The 18,009-nt window shown below is 63.2% G+C and carries 16 protein-coding genes; 11 read left to right on the top strand and 5 right to left on the bottom strand.

The window, feature by feature from the left end; translation table 11 throughout:
- The first annotated feature begins 11 nt into the window (after positions 1-11).
- From mtnK to ACFWYE_RS19820, 5 genes are all read left to right on the top strand, one after another.
- Positions 12-1,283: an S-methyl-5-thioribose kinase gene (gene mtnK, locus ACFWYE_RS19840; RefSeq protein WP_379113742.1), complete on the top strand. Its 1,272-nt coding sequence runs from the start codon at positions 12-14 to the stop codon at positions 1,281-1,283.
- Positions 1,280-2,374 carry an S-methyl-5-thioribose-1-phosphate isomerase gene (gene mtnA, locus ACFWYE_RS19835; protein ID WP_379062195.1) on the top strand — a complete coding sequence of 365 codons (1,095 nt, stop codon included), beginning with the start codon at positions 1,280-1,282 and terminating at the stop codon, positions 2,372-2,374. Before mtnK ends, mtnA begins: the two co-directional genes overlap by 4 nt.
- Before the next feature lie 151 nt (positions 2,375-2,525).
- Positions 2,526-3,539, top strand: coding sequence for a deoxyribose-phosphate aldolase (gene deoC, locus ACFWYE_RS19830; RefSeq protein WP_379113740.1), 1,014 nt, complete (start codon positions 2,526-2,528; stop codon positions 3,537-3,539).
- Positions 3,540-3,550: 11 nt separating this feature from the next.
- Positions 3,551-5,926: an aldehyde dehydrogenase family protein gene (locus ACFWYE_RS19825; RefSeq protein ID WP_379113738.1), complete on the top strand. Its 2,376-nt coding sequence runs from the start codon at positions 3,551-3,553 to the stop codon at positions 5,924-5,926.
- A 62-nt stretch (positions 5,927-5,988) separates the two neighbouring features.
- Positions 5,989-6,336 carry an ArsC family reductase gene (locus tag ACFWYE_RS19820; protein WP_379113736.1) on the top strand — a complete coding sequence of 116 codons (348 nt, stop codon included), beginning with the start codon at positions 5,989-5,991 and terminating at the stop codon, positions 6,334-6,336.
- 238 nt (positions 6,337-6,574) lie between these two features.
- Here the strand turns inward: ACFWYE_RS19820 and ACFWYE_RS19815 are convergent, their stop codons facing one another.
- The 3 genes from ACFWYE_RS19815 to ACFWYE_RS19805 all read right to left on the bottom strand — a co-directional run bounded on the left by ACFWYE_RS19815 (position 6,575) and on the right by ACFWYE_RS19805 (position 9,250).
- Positions 6,575-6,931, bottom strand: coding sequence for a DUF488 domain-containing protein (locus ACFWYE_RS19815; RefSeq protein ID WP_379113734.1), 357 nt, complete (start codon positions 6,929-6,931; stop codon positions 6,575-6,577).
- Between the two features lie 59 nt (positions 6,932-6,990).
- Positions 6,991-8,247 carry an aminopeptidase gene (locus tag ACFWYE_RS19810; RefSeq protein WP_379113732.1) on the bottom strand — a complete coding sequence of 419 codons (1,257 nt, stop codon included), beginning with the start codon at positions 8,245-8,247 and terminating at the stop codon, positions 6,991-6,993.
- Positions 8,248-8,329: 82 nt separating this feature from the next.
- Positions 8,330-9,250, bottom strand: a complete 921-nt coding sequence (locus ACFWYE_RS19805) for a LysR substrate-binding domain-containing protein (RefSeq protein ID WP_379113730.1) — start codon at positions 9,248-9,250, stop codon at positions 8,330-8,332.
- An 88-nt stretch (positions 9,251-9,338) separates the two neighbouring features.
- On the opposite strand from ACFWYE_RS19805, the gene ACFWYE_RS19800 reads away from it, so the two are divergent.
- From ACFWYE_RS19800 to sbmA, 3 genes are all read left to right on the top strand, one after another.
- A complete protein-coding gene (locus tag ACFWYE_RS19800) occupies positions 9,339-9,539 on the top strand; it encodes a hypothetical protein (protein ID WP_379113728.1) in 201 nt (66 codons plus the stop codon).
- 112 nt (positions 9,540-9,651) lie between these two features.
- Entirely contained in the window at positions 9,652-10,848 is a 1,197-nt protein-coding gene (locus ACFWYE_RS19795) for a YbfB/YjiJ family MFS transporter (RefSeq protein WP_379113726.1), read from the top strand.
- Between the two features lie 110 nt (positions 10,849-10,958).
- Positions 10,959-12,221 (top strand): peptide antibiotic transporter SbmA, encoded by a 1,263-nt coding sequence (sbmA, locus tag ACFWYE_RS19790; protein WP_379113724.1) that lies wholly within the window; start codon positions 10,959-10,961, stop codon positions 12,219-12,221.
- An 18-nt stretch (positions 12,222-12,239) separates the two neighbouring features.
- Here sbmA and ACFWYE_RS19785 read toward each other — a convergent pair whose 3' ends face one another.
- Positions 12,240-13,241: a polysaccharide deacetylase gene (locus ACFWYE_RS19785; RefSeq protein WP_379113941.1), complete on the bottom strand. Its 1,002-nt coding sequence runs from the start codon at positions 13,239-13,241 to the stop codon at positions 12,240-12,242.
- Positions 13,242-13,479: 238 nt separating this feature from the next.
- Here ACFWYE_RS19785 and ACFWYE_RS19780 point away from each other — a divergent pair, with 238 nt between their 5' ends.
- Both ACFWYE_RS19780 and der read left to right on the top strand, forming a co-directional pair.
- Complete coding sequence (locus ACFWYE_RS19780; RefSeq protein ID WP_379062168.1) at positions 13,480-14,145, top strand: tetratricopeptide repeat protein; 666 nt, start codon at positions 13,480-13,482, stop codon at positions 14,143-14,145.
- A 6-nt stretch (positions 14,146-14,151) separates the two neighbouring features.
- Complete coding sequence (der, locus tag ACFWYE_RS19775; RefSeq protein ID WP_379062165.1) at positions 14,152-15,588, top strand: ribosome biogenesis GTPase Der; 1,437 nt, start codon at positions 14,152-14,154, stop codon at positions 15,586-15,588.
- On the opposite strand, the gene ACFWYE_RS19770 is transcribed toward der, so the two are convergent.
- Entirely contained in the window at positions 15,585-16,499 is a 915-nt protein-coding gene (locus ACFWYE_RS19770; protein WP_379062162.1) for a LysR substrate-binding domain-containing protein, read from the bottom strand. The genes der and ACFWYE_RS19770 overlap by 4 nt on opposite strands.
- 125 nt (positions 16,500-16,624) lie before the next feature.
- Between ACFWYE_RS19770 and ACFWYE_RS19765 the strand changes: the two genes are divergently transcribed.
- Positions 16,625-17,926 carry an MFS transporter gene (locus tag ACFWYE_RS19765; RefSeq protein ID WP_379113722.1) on the top strand — a complete coding sequence of 434 codons (1,302 nt, stop codon included), beginning with the start codon at positions 16,625-16,627 and terminating at the stop codon, positions 17,924-17,926.
- Positions 17,927-18,009: the final 83 nt, after the last annotated feature.

Here is an 18,009-nt window from a genome sequence, read left to right as displayed (position 1 = left end):
GGGAGGCCGACATGGCAAAAAATGCTTCGTTCGAGGCTCTGACGGTTGAAACTTTGGCCACGAGGCTCGGCGCTCTGCCGGCGCTGACCGATCAGCTCGGCGACGATGTTTCCGCCTGGCGTGTACGCGAGGTTGGCGACGGTAATTTGAACCTCGTCTTCATTGTCGAAGGGCCGGCCGGTTCGGCCGTCGTCAAACAGGCGCTGCCCTATGTCCGGCTGGTCGGCGAAAGCTGGCCGCTGCCGCTGAAGCGCTCCTTCTTCGAATACCGCGCGCTGGTCAGGCAGGAAGCCCGCGCTGGTCAAGGCACGGTGCCAGCGGTGCTGCATTTCGACGAAGCGCAGGCGCTGATCGTCATGGAATATCTGACGCCGCACATCATCCTGCGCAAGGAACTGATCGCCGGCCGCGAATTGCCGCGCATCGGCGTCGACCTCGGCCTGTTCGTGGCGCGTACGCTGTTCCGTGGCTCGGACCTGCACATGGCGGCGCGTGATCGCAAGGCCGACCTTGCGCTGTTCGCCGACAATGTCGAACTCTGCGACATCACCGAAAACCTGGTTTTCACCGATCCCTATTTCGAAGCGAAGCTGAACCACTACACGCCGGCGCTCGAGCCGCTCGTTGCCGAACTGCGTGCCGATCGCGATCTCAAGGTCGAAGCGCAGCGCCTCAAGCATCTGTTCGCGGCAAATGCCGAAACGTTGCTGCATGGCGACCTGCACACCGGCTCCGTCATGGTGACGGATACGGACACCCGCGTCATCGATCCCGAATTCGCCTTCTACGGGCCGATGGCGTTCGACGTCGGCATGCTGTTGGCCAATTTCTGGATGTCCTACTTCTCGCAGAGCGGGCACGAACAGGACGGCTCGCGCGAAACCATGCGCTCCTATCTGCTCGAGACGGTCACCTCGATCTGGGCCGTGTTCCGCTCCGAGTTCTCGCGCCTCTGGCGTAGTGAACGCACCGGCATGCTTTATGCCCGCAGCGTGTTCGAGGATCGCGGCGATGCGCTCGGCGCCGAACAGGCGCTCGATCGCATGCTGCATGACATCTGGCAGGATCTTCTGGGTTTCGCCGGCGTCGAATGCCACCGTCGCATACTCGGTCTCGCCCACAATGCGGATTTCGAGACCATCGAGGACGAAGCCAGGCGCGCCGTCTGCGAGGCCAGGGCGCTGCGTTTCGGTCGCCACATCGCGGTCAACCGCCGCGTCATCCACAGCATTGAAGAGGTCAACGCGTTCGCCGCGCTGATCGAAAAAGGAGCATACGCGTGAACGTCGGCGGCAAGCATTTTCGCACCATCTGGCTGAACGAAGACGGCCGTTCCGTCGATATCATCGACCAGCGCTGGCTGCCGCACGAGTTCCGCGTCGTCACACTGTCGACGGTGGAAGATGTCGCCGTCGCGATCCGCGACATGTGGGTGCGCGGCGCGCCGCTGATCGGCGTTACCGCTGCCTACGGCATGGCGATTCAGATGCTGGCTGATGCATCCGACGCTGCCCTCGATGCCGCCTGGGACCGGCTCCATGAGACGCGTCCGACGGCGATCAACCTGCGCTGGGCGCTTGACGAGATGCGCAAGCTTCTGAAGCCGTTGCCGGTTTCCGAGCGTGTTGCCGCCGCATACAAGCGCGCCGCCGAGATCGCCGACGAGGATGTCGAGCTCAACCGTTCGATCGGCGGCAACGGCCTTGCCATCATCAAGCAGATCGCCGCCAGGAAGAAACCGGGCGAGCGCGTCAACATCCTCACCCATTGCAACGCCGGCTGGCTGGCCACGGTCGACTATGGCACCGCCACCGCACCAATCTATCTGGCGGTCGAGGCCGGCATCCCGGTCCACGTCTATGTCGACGAGACGCGCCCGCGCAACCAGGGCGCGCAGCTCACCGCCTGGGAAATGGCCGGGCACGGCGTGCCGCACACGCTGATCGTCGACAATGCCGGCGGTCATCTGATGCAGCATGGCGAGGTCGACATGGTCATCGTCGGCACGGATCGCACCACCGCCAATGGCGATGTCTGCAACAAGATCGGCACCTATCTGAAGGCGCTCGCAGCCAGGGACAACGACATTCCCTTCTATGTCGCGCTGCCGTCGCCGACCATCGACTGGACCGTGTCGGACGGACTGAAGGAAATCCCGATCGAGGAACGTTCCGGTGATGAGGTTTCCTTCGTGCAGGGCAAGACCGAAACCGGTGAGATCGCCCGCGTGCGCGTGTCGCCGGAAGCGTCGCCCGCCGGCAATCCTGCCTTCGATGTGACGCCGGCGCGTCTCGTCACCGGCCTGATTACCGAACGCGGGGTCGCCGAGGCTTCCCGCGACGGACTGACGGCATTGTTTCCTGAGCGGAAATAGACCCGAAGCGGTCGGACTTCCATTCAACTCCGAGCTGCGAGAGCCCGCCGAGGCCGATTGAGCCTTGGCGGGCTTCGCGATTCGCGCAATATGGACGTTTCGGCGCGGTCGTCCTTTTGCTGTCACCGTCCGGGCGTATGGGAGGTGTGAGATGAATGTCGTCAACAAGCACAGGAGTGGCCAAGCCGCCGGCGCTGCCGCCTTCGCCAACCAGCCGCACCCCTACAACCCGCCGATACCGTTTTCGCTCGACCCGATCGAAGCTGTCCGCGTCAATCTGAGCGCCGCCGAACGGCGCACGTCGTCGCTCGGTGGCCGCCGCACGGTGAAGAAGGAATGGCAGGCAGCCTGGCTGGTGCGTGCGCTGCAATGCATCGATCTCACCACGCTGAACGGCGACGACACCGCCGGCCGCGTGCGCCGCCTCTGCGCCAAGGCGCGCCAGCCGCTGCGCGCCGATCTGCAGGACGCGCTTGGGCTTGGCGATCGCATCATCACCACCGGTGCGGTCTGCGTCTATCATCGTTTCGTCGCCACCGCGGTCGATGCGCTGCAGGGCTCGGGCATTCCGGTCGCCGCCGTCTCCACCGGCTTTCCGGCTGGCCTTTCGCCACTGGACACGCGGCTTAGGGAGATCGAGGCGTCGGTTGCCGATGGTGCCGAGGAGATCGACATCGTCATCACCCGCGAACATGTGCTGACCGGCAACTGGCAGGCGCTCTACGAGGAGGTGAAGGCCTGCAAGGAAGCCTGCGGGCCGGCGCACATGAAGACCATCCTCGCCACGGGCGACCTGCAGACCTTGCGCAATGTCGCCCGCGCGTCCTGGGTGTCGATGATGGCAGGCTCCGATTTCATCAAGACCTCGACCGGCAAGGAAGCGATCAATGCGACGCTGCCGGTCACGCTGGTGATGATCCGTGCCATCCGCGAATATCGCGAGATGACCGGCCATGTCGTCGGCTACAAGCCGGCCGGCGGCATTTCCACCGCCAAGGATGCGATGGCCTATCTCGCATTGATGAAGGAAGAGCTCGGCAACGACTGGCTGCAGCCCAATTTGTTCCGCTTCGGGGCTTCGTCGCTGCTTGCCGACATCGAGCGCCAGCTCGAGCATTACGTCACCGGTCGTTACGCGGCCTTCAGCCACCACGCTATGGCGTAACGGGGGTCTCCATGTCGATCGCAGAAATCCTGGACACGATGGAATACGGCCCGGCGCCGGAGAGCGACAAGGAAGCCCGCGCCTGGATCAAGGGGCTGGGCGCTGAAACCAGGCTGTTCATCGGCGGTGGCTGGAAGAAGGCCAAGTCGGGCGAAAGCTTCGAAACCACATCGCCGTCAAGCGGTGAGATCCTGACCCGGCTGGCGCAGGCAAATGCCGCCGATGTCGACGCGGCGGTCAAGGCCGCCGCCAAGGCACAGCCCGGCTGGGCCGCACTTCCCGGCCATGTCCGCGCCCGCTACCTCTACGCGATCGCCCGGCTGGTCCAACGCCACAGCCGCCTGTTCGCGGTGGTGGAGACGCTCGACAATGGCAAGCCGATCCGCGAGACCCGCGACATCGATATCCCGCTGGTCGCCCGTCATTTCTATCACCATGCCGGCTGGGCGCAGCTGATGGACGGTGAACTGGCCGACAGGGAACCGCTTGGCGTCTGCGGCCAGATCATCCCCTGGAATTTTCCGCTGTTGATGCTGGCCTGGAAGATCGCGCCGGCGATCGCGCTCGGCAACACGGTGGTGCTGAAACCGGCCGAATACACCTCGCTCACCGCGCTGCTGTTCGCCGAGATCTGCCAGAAAGCAGGCCTGCCGGAAGGTGTGGTCAACATCGTCACCGGCGACGGCGCGACCGGCGAAGCCATCGTCAATCATCCGGGCGTGGCCAAGATCGCTTTCACTGGTTCGACCGAGGTCGGCCGCCGCATCCGCGAGGCGACCGCCGGCTCGGGAAAGAGCCTGACCCTCGAACTCGGCGGCAAGTCGCCCTTCATCGTTTTCGATGACGCGGACCTCGATGCCGCGGTCGAAGGCGTCGTCGACGCCATCTGGTTCAACCAGGGTCAGGTCTGCTGTGCCGGCTCGCGCTTGCTGGTGCAGGAAAGCGTGCAGGAGCGTTTCATCGCCAAGCTGGTAGCCCGCATGGAGACGTTGCGTGTCGGCGATCCGCTCGACAAGGCGATCGACATCGGCGCCATCGTGCATCCGGTGCAGCTGGCGCGCATCCGCGAACTGGTCGATGTCGGAGTCAAGGAAGGAGCGGTTCTTCACCAGCCCAAATCAGGCGTGCCGGCGAAAGGGTGTTTCTATCCGCCAACGCTGCTGACCGGCGTGCACCCGGCCGCCACCGTCTCGCGCGTCGAGATCTTCGGGCCGGTGCTTGTCGCCACCACGTTCCGCACCCCGGCTGAAGCGGTCGAGCTTGCCAACAACACCGAATACGGCCTTGCCGCCTCGATCTGGTCGGAGACGCTGTCGCTGTCGCTGGACATCGCGCCCAAGCTGAAATGCGGCGTCGTCTGGGTCAACGGCACCAACATGTTCGACGCCGGCGTCGGCTTCGGCGGCTACAAGGAATCCGGTTATGGCCGCGAAGGTGGCCGCGAAGGTCTGGTCGCCTATTGCAAGCCGAAATGGCTGTCCAGGGCCAAGCCGATTGCCGCCGCGCCTGCCGTCGAGCCCAATGGCGATGTCGTCTCCACCGGCTTCATCGACCGCACCGCGAAACTTTATGTCGGCGGCAAGCAGGCGAGACCGGATGGCGGCTATTCCCGGCCGATCGTTTCACCGTCGGGTGCGCTGGTCGGCGAGGTTGGGGACGGCAACCGCAAGGATATCCGCAATGCCGTGGAGGCCGCGCGCAAGGCGACCGGCTGGGCGTCGACCGCCGAACACAGCCGCGCACAGATCCTCTACTACATCGCCGAGAACCTCGATGCGCGCTCGAGCGAGTTCGCCGACCGTCTTGCCGCAATGACCGGCAAGCGCAAGCAGGATGCGGCCAGAGAGGTTGCAGCCTCGGTGTCGCGGTTGTTCTCCTACGGCGCCTGGGCCGACAAGTTCGAGGGCGCGGTGCACAAACCGCCGCTGCGCGGCGTGGCGCTCGCCATGAACGAGCCGCTTGGTGTCCTGGGCATCGCCTGCCCGGAAGAGCTTGGTTTGCTCGGCTTCGTCTCAACCTTCGCCCCGGCGATTGCCATGGGCAACCGTATCGTGGTGCTGCCATCCTCACGCCAGGCGCTCGCCGCCACCGATTTCTACCAGGTGCTGGAGACGTCGGATGTACCGGACGGCGTCGTCAACATCGTCACCGGCGACCGTGATGCGCTCGCGCTCGAGCTGGCAAAGCACGAGGAAGTCGACGGCATCTGGTATTTCGGCGGCCGCGATGCGGCAGCGAAGATCGAAAAGGCCTCGACCGGTAACCTCAAGCAGGTTTGGGCCGAAACAGTCCAGCGTGACTGGTATGACGCGCGCCAGGGCGAGGGCAGGGAGTTCCTGTCCCGCGCCGTGCAGGTGAAGAACATCTGGGTGCCCTACGGCGAATAAGGAAGAGAGCGTCATCGCTCCGAATCGGCTACCCGGTATCGGACAAACCGAGGAACCCGGCCTTGACCATCACCATGTACGGCATCCCGAACTGCGACACGATCAAGAAGGCGCGCGTCTGGCTGGAAGGCCGCAAGGTCGAATATGTTTTTCATGATTATCGCGCCTCGGGCCTGGAAGCCGATCGCCTGCAGGGCTGGATCGACAAGCTCGGCTGGGAAGTGCTGCTCAACAAGGCGAGCACCACGTTCAGGGAATTGCCGGACGACAAGAAGCAGGGCCTCGATGCCGAGAAAGCCAAGGTGCTGATGTTGGCCAGCCCGACGATGATCAAGCGTCCGGTGCTTGATCTGGGCGACCATCTGCTGGTCGGCTTCAAGCCCGATATCTACGAGCGCGAGCTCGGCTGATCGAGGTGCGTCCTTCGAGGTTCGCCCACCTTGGACTGCGCAATCTATCGAGGGTTATGCGGGCTCACACCTCAGGATGAGGACCGTCGCGCTGACGCACTGCTGCGATGCCCCGAGTTGCGGGCACCCGCTCAATGGTCCTCATCCTGAGGTGTGAGCCCGCAATGTGTCCGAAGTAAAAGGTGCGGCTCCATGCGGGCGAGCCTCGAAGGACGCACCCCGGACAACCACGTCAGCGCTATGCCTTTTCTTGCAGATAATCCGCCAGCGCCAGCGCATTGTTGTAACGCTGCTCATGGGCGCCGTAGAGCAGGGTGACGCGGCCGTGCTCCAGCAGGCTGGCCAGTTCGCGCAACGGCTCCTGCCTGTCGGCCAGTTCGCTCCGGTATCGCTTTTGAAATTCTTCCCAGCGCTCGGGCTGATGATCGAACCATTTGCGCAAGCCATCGCTCGGTGCGATGTCCTTCAGCCACAGGGTCAGCGCCGCTTTTTCTTTGGTCAGGCCGCGTGGCCAGATGCGGTCGACCAACACGCGCTGACCATCTGAAGCTGCAGCCGGCTCGTAGACCCGCTTGACCACGATGTCGAAAGCCATCGGCTGCCTCCCAAGATCGGGCGGTATGACACCGCCCGACTGCTGGTCACAAGTCTCCGTCAGGCCCACTCGCCCTGGCGCATCACCGGCACAGTGCTGCCGTCCTTGTTGACGCCATCGATATCGACCTTGTTGGAGCCGATCATCCAGTCGATGTGGATGAAGCTCTTGTTGCCGCCGCGCGCGGCGATCTCGTCCTGCGAAAGCTTGTCACCGCCGACGAAACACTTTGAATAGCACTGGCCGAGCGCGATGTGGCAGGAGGCGTTTTCGTCGAACAGCGTGTTGTAGAACAGGATGCCACTTGCCGAGATCGGCGAGGAATGCGGCACCAGCGCCACTTCGCCCAGCCGGCGCGCGCCTTCGTCGGTGTCCAGCACTTTCTGCAGCACATCCTCGCCCTTGGCGGCCTTCGCTTCCACAATGCGGCCTTCTTCGAAACGCACCGAGATCTCATCGATCAGCGTGCCCTGATAGGACAGCGGCTTGGTCGAGGAGACGTGGCCGGTCACGCGCTGCGCATGCGGCGTCGTGAACACTTCCTCGGTCGGGATGTTCGGATTGCAGGTGATGCCGTTCTTGGCGGTCGAGGCGCCGCCCATCCATTCATGCCCCTCGGCGAGACCGACGGTCAGGTCGGTACCCGGACCCCTGAAATGCAAGGCATGGAAATTGTGCCCGTTCAGCCATTTCGTGCGTTCGGCAAGTGCTGCATTGTGTGCCTTCCAGGCGCCGATCGGATCGTCATTGTCGACGCGGCTGGCCGCGAAGATCGCGTCCGCCAGCTTGGCGACCGCCACGTCGTCGGTTTCGCCCGGGAACACCTGTTTTGCCCAGGCGAGTTCCGGATAGGCAACGATGTTCCAGTTGATGTCGAAGCCGGTGATCTTCTCCAGCGCCGGCTGGTAGGCGATCGAGTTCGCCTTGTTGGCGCGCGAGACCTTGGCCGGGTCCTGAGCCGACAGCAGCGACGGGTCGTCGCCGCGCACGGCAAGTCTAGCTGCATTGTTGGCGAACGCCTTGGCCATGCCTTCGTAGAGCCAGCCGGCGGCGCGGTCGAAACCGGCATCGGCGCCATAGCGGAAGCGGGCGAGCGTGATCTCGTCATCGTTGAAGATCGGCGTCACCAATCCGGCGCCGGCCTTGTAGGCATGCTCGACGATTCTGCGGGTCAGCGGCAGTGCCGCGATCGACGAGGTCAGCACGAGATCCTGGCCGGGCTGCAGCTGCAGACCCACCTTGACCACCACTTCGGCCAGGCGTTCGAGCTTCACCGGATCGATGGCAGCGGAAAAATCGCGGGCGTGGGATGTCATGGTCAGGCCTCGGCTGTTGGTGATGTCATTCTACATAGACCGCCCGGGCGTCGCTTTCCACAAATAGCGATTGGTCCTCGATTCAGGCGATGGCACGCTCGCTTGGCGTGGTGAATGTCGCCATGGTCGCTTCGATCTCTTCGCGCAGCCATGCCTTGAAGTCGCGCACCTTGCGGCTCTCCGGTTCCCCCGGTGCGGTCACCATCCAATAGCCGAGCCCGCTCGGCGCGCGTATGCCGAAAGGGGCAACCAGACGGCCGTCGGCCAGTGCGTCGGCGCACAGCAACTGCCAGCCCAGCATGACGCCATGGCCCGCAATGGTCGATTCCAGGCACAGCATCGGGTCGGTAAAGGAGGCGCCCTTGAGCAATGTCACCGGCTCGGCGCCGGCTGCCCGGAACCAGTTTTCCCAGGCGATCATCGTACGCTCATCCGTAATCGCATAGGCGTTGGCCAGGTCGGCGGGCGTCTTCAGCCTTGCCGCGATCGAAGGCGCGCAAACCGGAAAGATCTCCTGTGCCAGCAGCAATTCCGCATGCAGGCCTGGCCATTTGCCGTTGCCGAGCCGGATGCCGATGTCGATTTCGGAATTGCCGGGATCGACCAGCCGAACCGAAGCATCGATGCGCAGCAGCACATTCGGATAGCGCGTGAAATGCCGCGACAGCCTCGGCATCAGCCATTTCGAGGCGAAGGCCGGCGCCACCGACACCACCAGCGTGCAGCGGGAGGCATCGTCGGCGAGAGCCACGGCCTGTGTCAGTTCGCGAAAACCCTTGCCAAGCCTTGTCGCGAACTGGCTGCCGAAATCGGTCAGCACGAGGCCGGATGGCGTTCGCTCGAAAAGCGCGAGCCCAAGCTGTCTCTCGGTACGGTTGATCTGCTGGCTGACTGCGCTCGACGAAACACCGAGTTCTCCAGCCGCCGACGAAAGCGAGCCCAGCCGCGCAACGGCCTCCACCGCGCGAAGACCATTGAGATGGATTCGGTTCAAAGGAGCCATGAAGTTTTTCTAAACTCGTGCCGTGCAAATCTCAATTGAATCCCTGCGGTTTGGTGGCAAAATCGTTTCAGAAAAAGGAGTTGCCGCCATGACGCTTTTCTCCTTGCTGAACCCGTTCCGGGAACTGCTGCCGACCCCTTCGACCGATGGAGACATTGCCCGCTGGGTGCGTGATCCGCTTTCGCATCCGGTCCTCGACACCATGTCGGAGCGCGAACTGGGCGACATGCCGTTCAGGCTCACCGCGCGGCGGACTGCCTTCGAGACGCCACGCTGCTGCGGCGCCTGATCGTTACTTTATCCGAAGGGCCTGCAACTTTTTCGGGATCACGCTCCAGCCACGCAACTGGCCCAAACGAAACGCATTGCCTCGCAGGCGCACAGTTTTATTGTGCGCTGCAATGAACGGGACACCGGCCTCTCCGCTGCGCTTCGCCCTTGCCGGCATGGTTGCCATGGCGGTCGCCATGGGCATTGGCCGTTTTGTCTACACGCCGATCCTGCCCGGCATGATGGAAGAACTCCATTTGTCCGCCGGCGACGCCGGCCTGATCGCATCTTCCAACTATCTCGGTTACCTGCTTGGCGCCTTCGCTGCCGCGGGCGGCTGGGCGCATGGCCGCGAACGGATCGTCATGCTGGCCGCGCTGGCCGCCAGCGGTGTGCTGGCCGGGGCGATGGGATTGACGGACTCCACCCTGGCTTTCCTCGTCATCCGTTTCCTAGCGGGTGTTGCCAGCGCCTTCGTCATCGTCTTCCTGGCCGCGATCGTCTTCAGCCATCTCGCCGTAGCCGGCCGCAATGGACTGCAGGCGCTGCATTTCAGCGGTGTCGGCCTCGGCATTGCCGGTTCTTCCTTGATGATGGCCTTGCTGGTCAGCAGTCACGCCACCTGGGTGGCAGGCTGGATGATCGCCGCCGCGCTCTCGCTTGTGGGGTTCGTTGTCACGGTTCTGATGATCGATCGCGGTCCGGCGCTGACCACCGGCTCGGGGCGGGAGCCGGCTTTGAACTGGAGCGCACCGCTGGTGAAAGTCACCATCGCCTATGGCATGTTCGGCTTCGGCTACATCGTCACGGCCACCTTCCTCGTTGCCATCGTGCGCCAGGGCGGTGGCAGCCGCACTTTCGAGGCAATGGTCTGGATGGTGACCGGTCTTGCCGGCATGCCTTCCATCTGGGTCTGGCAGAAGATTGCCGGCAAGACCGGGCTATATGTCGCCTATGCCCTGGCCTCACTGGTCGAGGCTGTGGGGGTGACGGCCAGCGTGGCGATGAGCCTGCCGGTCGGTCCGCTGCTCGGCGGTTTCTTTCTCGGCTGCACTTTCATTGCCATCACCGCACTCGGCCTGCAGGCGGGCAGGGTGCTCTCGCCACTGGCGCCGCGCCGCGCCTTTGCGCTGATGACGGCGAGTTTCGGCATCGGCCAGTTGATCGGCCCGCTGGTGGCGGGCGTGCTGGCGGAGCGTTCCGGCGGCAGTTTCTTCGTGCCGTCGATCGCCGCAGCCATTGTCCTGGTCATTTCGGCCGTGGTCGTCTGGTCGGCGGGCCGTGACGTCAAACAACAAGTCCAAGAAGAAGCCCGCTCGCCAACGTGACGAAAAAGTAATTCGCCAGCAGGCCGGGCCACCATTCCTTTGCCGCAAAAACTGTGACTTGATGGTTGCGAATCGCAATCGCGCTCGCGCGTTATCTGGGGCAGGCCAACGTGTTCGTTTCTTTCTTTCCGAAGCCGAAGCTGTTTTTCCTTTCGGCCGCGGCGTGGACCTTGTTTGGTGTTTTGCTGTGGTTTGCAGGAGGACGGGATTTCGGAGCAATCATGGGGTTGCCCCCCGCGGCAGCCGGATCGCCGCCAATTCTCGGTATTCCGGTTTTCTGGTCAACCCCGTTTCTCTGGTTCTATGTCTATTTCGCCGTCCTGCTCGGTTTATTCTATCTTTTCTGGCGGTTTTACGCGCCGCATCCATGGCAGAACTGGTCGATCCTGGTATCCGCCCTCATATTGTTTTTCACATACATCAACGTTGAGATCTATGTTGCCATCAACAATTGGCGCGGGCCGTTCTTCGATCTCTTCCAGAAGGCTATCACCACCCCCAATTCGGTGACTGCTGCCGAGCTCTACAGCCTTTTCTGGATATACGCCCTTATCGGAATGATGTTCGTTTCCGTCTATGTGGTGATGCGCTTCATTGTCAGCCATTACATCTTCCGCTGGCGCACCGCGATGAACGATTTCTATGTTGCGAACTGGCCGAAGCTCCGCCACATCGAGGGTGCCTCCCAGCGTGTTCAGGAAGACACGATGCGTTTCTCCACCACCATGGAAGCGCTGGGCGTTGCCTTCGCCGACTCGATCCTCACGCTCATCGCATTCCTGCCGGTGCTTGCAGGGCTTTCACAGCACATAACGGCCCTGCCGCTGGTCGGGTCGATCCCATATTCCCTGGTCGTCGCCGCTCTGGCATGGTCCATCTTTGGCACGGTGCTTCTGGCAGTCGCCGGCATCAAGCTGCCTGGAATGGAATTCAGGAACCAGAGGGTCGAGGCAGCTTACCGCAAGGAACTCGTCTATGGAGAAGACGATCCCAACCGGGCGACGCCACCCACTTTGGGTGAACTGTTCCAGAATGTGCGCCGGACCTATTTCCGCTATTATTTCCACTACGCGTATTTCAACGTCTTCCGCGCAGGCTTTGGCCAGGCCGATGCGATCTTCTCGGCGGTGATTCTTATCCCGACCATAGCCGCGGGCCGCATTACGATGGGCATCTGGCAGCAGATCAGCACGGCGTTTGGCCAGGTCTCAAGTTCGTTCCAGTATCTGGTCACCGCGTGGCCGACGATCGTGGAACTGATTTCGATCTATAAGCGTCTTCAGGCGTTCGAGGCCACGCTTCATGGCGAACCGCTGCCTGAACTGGACCGTCGCTACATGGAGAAACACGCGCAGGACCAGGGTGCTGCGTAACGATCGATGTGGGCGGCATCAGCCGCCCACGGTCGCCGGCTTGATCGGTTTGCCCCTGGCCAGGTAGTCGCGATAGCTGATGCATTCGACATCGGCTTTCACGCAGACTTCTCCTGCGAAACGCTCGAGTGCGTTCCAATAGGTGCCGTCGTTCATCAACGTGAAATGGAAGCCGAGTTCGAGCGGAATGCGCTGGCCGCCATACTGCTTGTCGAAGGCCGTGCGGAAGGCTTCGTAGGTTCGTTCCTCGAATTCCTTGGCCTGGCTTGGCCGTTCGAAGCCGCCGGAATGGCGCACGAACAGATTGTAGTCCATCGCGATCACCGGCCGACGCTTCGGGCCTTCCGGGATCAATGGCAGCGAAAAACGCGTCACGCCGCCGGATTTCGTCGGCAAGGCAGGACCCTGCGAGACACCGCTGGCGTCATAACTGAAACCCGCTTCAGGCAGCGCCTGATAGAGGCCCTTGCCCGTTGAAAGATAAGGTGCCCGGAAACCTGTCACCGACCTGGCCACGTCGCGCCAGCCGGCAGGTTCAGAAGCGATGCCGTTGATCGTGTAGGCGTTCTCCAGGATGCGCCGCGCGGCGCCGAGTTCGGCCAGCCAGTCGCTCTTGCTCCAGTCCTTGCCGTCGAAATGGCCGCAGGCATGGCTGCCAAGGTCGTGCCCCTCGGCGACCGCCAGGTTGATCTGCTCCAGCCGCTCCGCCACTTCCTCTTTGGAAGCGGCAAAGCCGATATTCGATTTGCCGGTTCCCTTCGGCGGTGTGGCGTAGTCCTTGCGGGTCTCCTTCGACAGCAGGAAGACACAGGACAGGAAATAGCTGAAATGCGCGCCGGTGCGCTGCGCCAGCGCGCGGCTGCGTTTCCATTGCGCGATGTCGCGCGCATTGTCGAAGGAGATGATGACGACCTGCTTGGGCGCAGCCGGTAACCGTGAGCGCGGCGGATCGGCAAGCGCCGCCGTCGTGGTGGCGGCAATCAGGCAGGAACACGCAAGCACGCGCAACAAACTGGGCATCATCGGTACAAAAACTGCAATTCGTCCAGATGGATAAGCGATTGCCGCTGTCCGGGCAATGGTGAGGTGCAATCGCCTAGTCTTCAAATGTGGCGTCGATACGGTCCCCAAGAATGTTGAGGACAGGGGCGATCGTGCCGATTTTCCGGCTCCCCCCTTCCATGCCGACAAAATTCCGCTACAAGGCGGGGCTCATCTTTAGGCTCGGCATTTTGGCCGGGCGGCAACGGTTTGATTGATGTCCGACGACAGTTTTATCCGCGAAGTCAACGAAGAGATCCGCAGCGATCGCGCCAAGGCGCTATGGGACCGCTATGGTCCGGCACTGCTTGTCGCTGCCGTGCTGATCGTGCTGGGCACAGCTGCTTTCGTCGGCTACCGCTATTGGGACACCAGCCGCGCCAACCGTTCCGGCGACGCTTTCTCGCAGGCGCTGACGCTGGCCAATGCCGGCAAGCAGGACGAGGCGCTGACGGCGCTGTCCGCACTGGAAAAGGATGGCTACGGCGCTTATCCGCTGCTGGCCCGCATGCGCGCCGCCACCGTCAAGGCGGATAAGGGCGATTTCGCCGGCGCGGTGAAGGATTTCGATGACGTTGCTGCTGACGGTGCGATCCCTGCTTCGATCCGCGACATCGCACGCCTGCGCGCTGGCCTGCTTCTGGTCGACCACGGCAGCTTCGCCGATGTCTCCAGCCGCGTCGAGGCGCTGACCGCCGACACCAGCCCGTTGCGCCACACCGCGCGTGAGGCGCTCGGCCTGTCTGCCTGGAAGGAAGGCAAGTCCAAGGACGCGCTCAAGCTATTCGAACAGATCTCCGCGGACGAAGGCGCGCCGGGCAATGCCCGCCAGCGTGCCTCGATGATGGCTGATCTGATCCGCGGCTCCGGCAACGCATCGTGATGAGCAATGAGCTTCAAAGTCGCCATCATCGGCCGGCCTAACGTCGGCAAGTCCACGCTTTTCAACCGCCTTGCCGGGCGAAAGCTGGCCCTTGTCGACGACACGCCTGGCGTCACCCGCGATCGTCGCGTTCATCCAGCCAAGCTCTATGACATCACCTTCGATGTGGTCGATACGGCGGGTTTCGAGGACGCGCCAGCGTCGACGCTGCCTGGCCGCATGCGCCAACAGACCGAGATCGCCATCCGCGAAGCCGACCTGATCTTCTTCCTGATGGATGCCAAGGCCGGCCTGATGCCGGACGACCGCACCTTCGCCGAAGTCGTGCGCCGCTCCGGCAAGCCCGTGGTCCTGGTTGCCAACAAGGCGGAAGCCCGCGGTGCCCAGGGCGGCATGCTGGAAGCGTGGGAACTCGGCCTTGGCGAACCGGTGCCGGTTTCGGCGGAACACGGCCAGGGCATGCCCGACCTGCGCGATGCGGTGATCGCGGCACTCGGCGAGGAGCGGGTCTTCGGCGAAGACGAGGACGCCAACGATGAGGTCGCCATCTCCGAGGTGCTGATCGGCGAGGATATTGCTGATCCCGACGCGGAAGATATACCGGCCTACGACGAGGAAAAGCCGCTCCGCATCGCCGTGGTCGGCCGCCCCAATGCCGGAAAGTCGACGCTGATCAATGCACTGATCGGCGAAGAGCGCCTGCTGACCGGCCCGGAGGCCGGCATCACCCGCGATTCCATTTCGGTCGACTGGGACTGGCGCGGGCGCCAGATCAAGCTGTTCGACACGGCCGGCATGCGCCGCAAGGCCAAGGTGCAGGAAAAGCTGGAGAAGCTGTCGGTCCACGACGGCTTGCGTGCCATGCGCTTTGCCGAAGTCGTCATCATCGTGCTCGACGCAACGATTCCTTTCGAGAAGCAGGATCTTCAGATTGCCGACCTGATCATCCGCGAGGGCAGGGCACCCGTCATCGCCTTCAACAAGTGGGATCTCATCGATCATCCGCAGGAAGTGCTGGCGGAACTGCGCGAAAAGACCGAGCGGTTGCTGCCGCAGGCGCGTGGCATGCAGGCAGTCACCGTTTCGGCCGAGACCGGGCGTGGCCTCGACAAGCTGATGGATGCGGTCGTGCGCACCCACAAGGTCTGGAACAGCCGTGTTTCCACCGGCAAGCTGAACCGCTGGCTGGAAGGCATCCTGGCGCATCATCCGCCACCCGCCGTCGCCGGTCGCCGGCTCAAGATCAAATATGTCACGCAGGCCAAGACGCGCCCGCCGGGGTTTGTCGTCTCGTGCTCGCGGCCGGACGCCCTGCCGCAATCCTATGTGCGTTACCTGGTCAACAGCCTGCGCGAATCCTTCGACATGCCGGGCGTGCCGATCCGCATGGCATTGCGCACGTCCGACAATCCCTTCGCCAACCGCGCGAAGAAAAAAGGCTAAGCGACACTTCGCAAACGTGTCTGGCTTTGATCGCCAGGCAGGGCTGCGCGCGCCGCCTGCAGCAGGATGTCGGCCAGCCGTTGCGTGACGGGATCTGCCTCCGCGTCTTTCCGGTGCAGTCGCAATCCGATTTTCGGCAGGGCGGGCAATCCCGACGCTCCGGGTGTTAGGGCTTTCACCGTCGATGGCAGGCCGATGTCGGTGCGGATGGTCAGGCCGAGGCCGGCAGCGACGGCTGCCCAGATGCCGGCAAGGCTTGGGCTGGAAAAGGCCAGTCGCCATGCCCGGTCGGCGCGGTCGAGCCTCTCGGTCGCGATCGTGCGCAGCAGGCAGGGCGCTTCCAGGGACACCAGCGGCAGCGCTGAACCGTGCCAGTCCGCGATGTCGAAATTGGCCGGTCCGATCCAGCGCAACTGCACATCGGCGACCGGATCGCTGTTGGGCAGCGCCGCACCATTGTCCCATGCCAGTGCCAGATCGAGGTTACCTGCCACCACGCGCTCAGCCAGTTCCTGGCTGCGGGTGATCCTGGCTTCGATCTTCACCTTGGGGTGGGCGCGTGCGAAGCGGCCGAGCACCTGCGGCAACACCATTTCGCCGAAGTCCTCCTGCAGCCCGAGCCGTACCCAGCCTTCCAGTTCAACGTCGCGCACGGCGGCTGCCGCTTCATCGTTGAGGTCGATCAGCCGGCGGGCGTAGCCGAGCATGGCCTCGCCCGCTTCCGTCAGTGTCAGCCCACGTCCGGCCTTGCGGAAGAGGGCAGTGTTCGCCTGTTCTTCGAGTTTCTTGAGCTGAGCACTCACTGCCGACGTTGACCGGCCGAGGCGTTCCGATGCCCTTGCGAAGCTGCCGAGTTCCATGCCGGTAACGAAACTGCGCAAAGCGTCGAGATCAAAGGTGGTGCGGCTCATGCGATTAATCCCGGTTTTCAGGACTATTTGTCAAAAACTTCCTGATTTTTCGGATGAAGCTATGGGTGTAGTCAGGTTTCGTCAAGGCCGCTGTCGGGCGGCATGCCGAAACAAGGACACCGGGAATGTCGATAGACCACCTCTCGCCGCAAGCAGGCGCCTGCGCCGTAGCGGATAGCCTCACCACTGGTCCGCAGTTTGCTGCGGGCCATCGCTGGAAAGTGCTGGGTGTCGGCGTCGCCGCCAATGCCTGCTTTTCGATGATCTTCGCCGGCCTGCCCAGCACCGCCGTCGCGATGCGGAGCGACTACTATCTTTCCAATTCCGACCTTGGCCTGGTGCTGGGCTGTCTTGGTCTTGGTGTTGCCCTCAGTGAATTGCCCTGGGGCCTGCTCACCGATCGCTGGGGTGATCGTCGCGTGCTGCTGGCCGGGCTCGGCTCCCTGGTGGTTTGGCTCGTGCTGATGCTCACCTGGCTCGTGCCGTCGCAGGCCTATGCTCCGACAGTTCCTTTCCTGGCCGCCAATATGCTGGTCGTCGGCCTGCTTGGCGGAAGCGTCAACGGCTCCAGCGGCCGCGCGATCATGGCATGGTTCAGCGAAGGCGAACGCGGCTTCGCCATGAGCATCCGGCAGACCGCGATTCCGCTCGGCGGCGGTCTCGGCGCCTTGTTGCTGCCGTCGCTGGCCGAAGCCCTTGGCTTCGCGGCGGTCTATGCAGTGCTGGCCGTAGCAGCGGCGGTCTGCACTTTTTTTGCCTGGCTCTGGCTGCATGAGCCGCAGTCGCATCGGGCGGCGAAGCCTGCTTTGTCTTCGGCGAAGGTCGCGACCGCTCCCTTGCGTAGTGTCGCCATCTGGCGTCTTGCCATGGCCGTCGGCGTTCTCTGCTTTCCGCAGGTGGCGGTGCTGACCTTCACCACGGTGTTCCTGCACGACTTTGCCGGCATCGGCACGCTCGTCACCAGTGCATCACTGGCTGCTGTCCAGATCGGTGCAATGGTGATGCGCGTCTGGAGTGGGCGCTGGACCGACCGCCATCGCAACCGCCGCGCCTATCTGCGTTTCTGCGCACTGTTGAGTGGGATCGCCTTCGCCGTCCTGGCGCTGCTGGTCATGCTCTCCGGTATTGCTTCGGTAAGCAGCATGGGGCTTGCCGCCGCGCTCGTTGCCACTTTGGTGTTCGCCGGCATCAGCGTCTCGTCGTGGCATGGCGTCGCCTATGCCGAGATTGCCACGCTGGCCGGTGCCGACCATGCCGGAAGCGCGCTCGGCCTTGCCAATACACTGGTTTTCATCGGCTTTTTCCTGGTGCCGCTGTCGATCCCCCATCTCCTGGCGGCAACGTCCTGGGCCGGCATCTGGATGGCCGCGGCGGCATGTGCGCTGGTTGCCTGGCCGATCCTGCTGAAGCCTGAATTGCGGGCTTGAGACGGCAGCACCCAGCAAGCGTCCCGGTTTCGGACAGATGGTCGGCCGATCGTTAACCGACCATCAAGGTTAATGCTTCATTT

Origin of the sequence: Mesorhizobium sp. NPDC059025 (assembly GCF_042739655.1) — a bacterium.
Taxonomy (GTDB): Bacteria; Pseudomonadota; Alphaproteobacteria; order Rhizobiales; family Rhizobiaceae; genus Mesorhizobium.
Note: the sequence above shows the minus strand (reverse complement) of the source record. Positions and strands in the feature narration are given on the sequence as shown.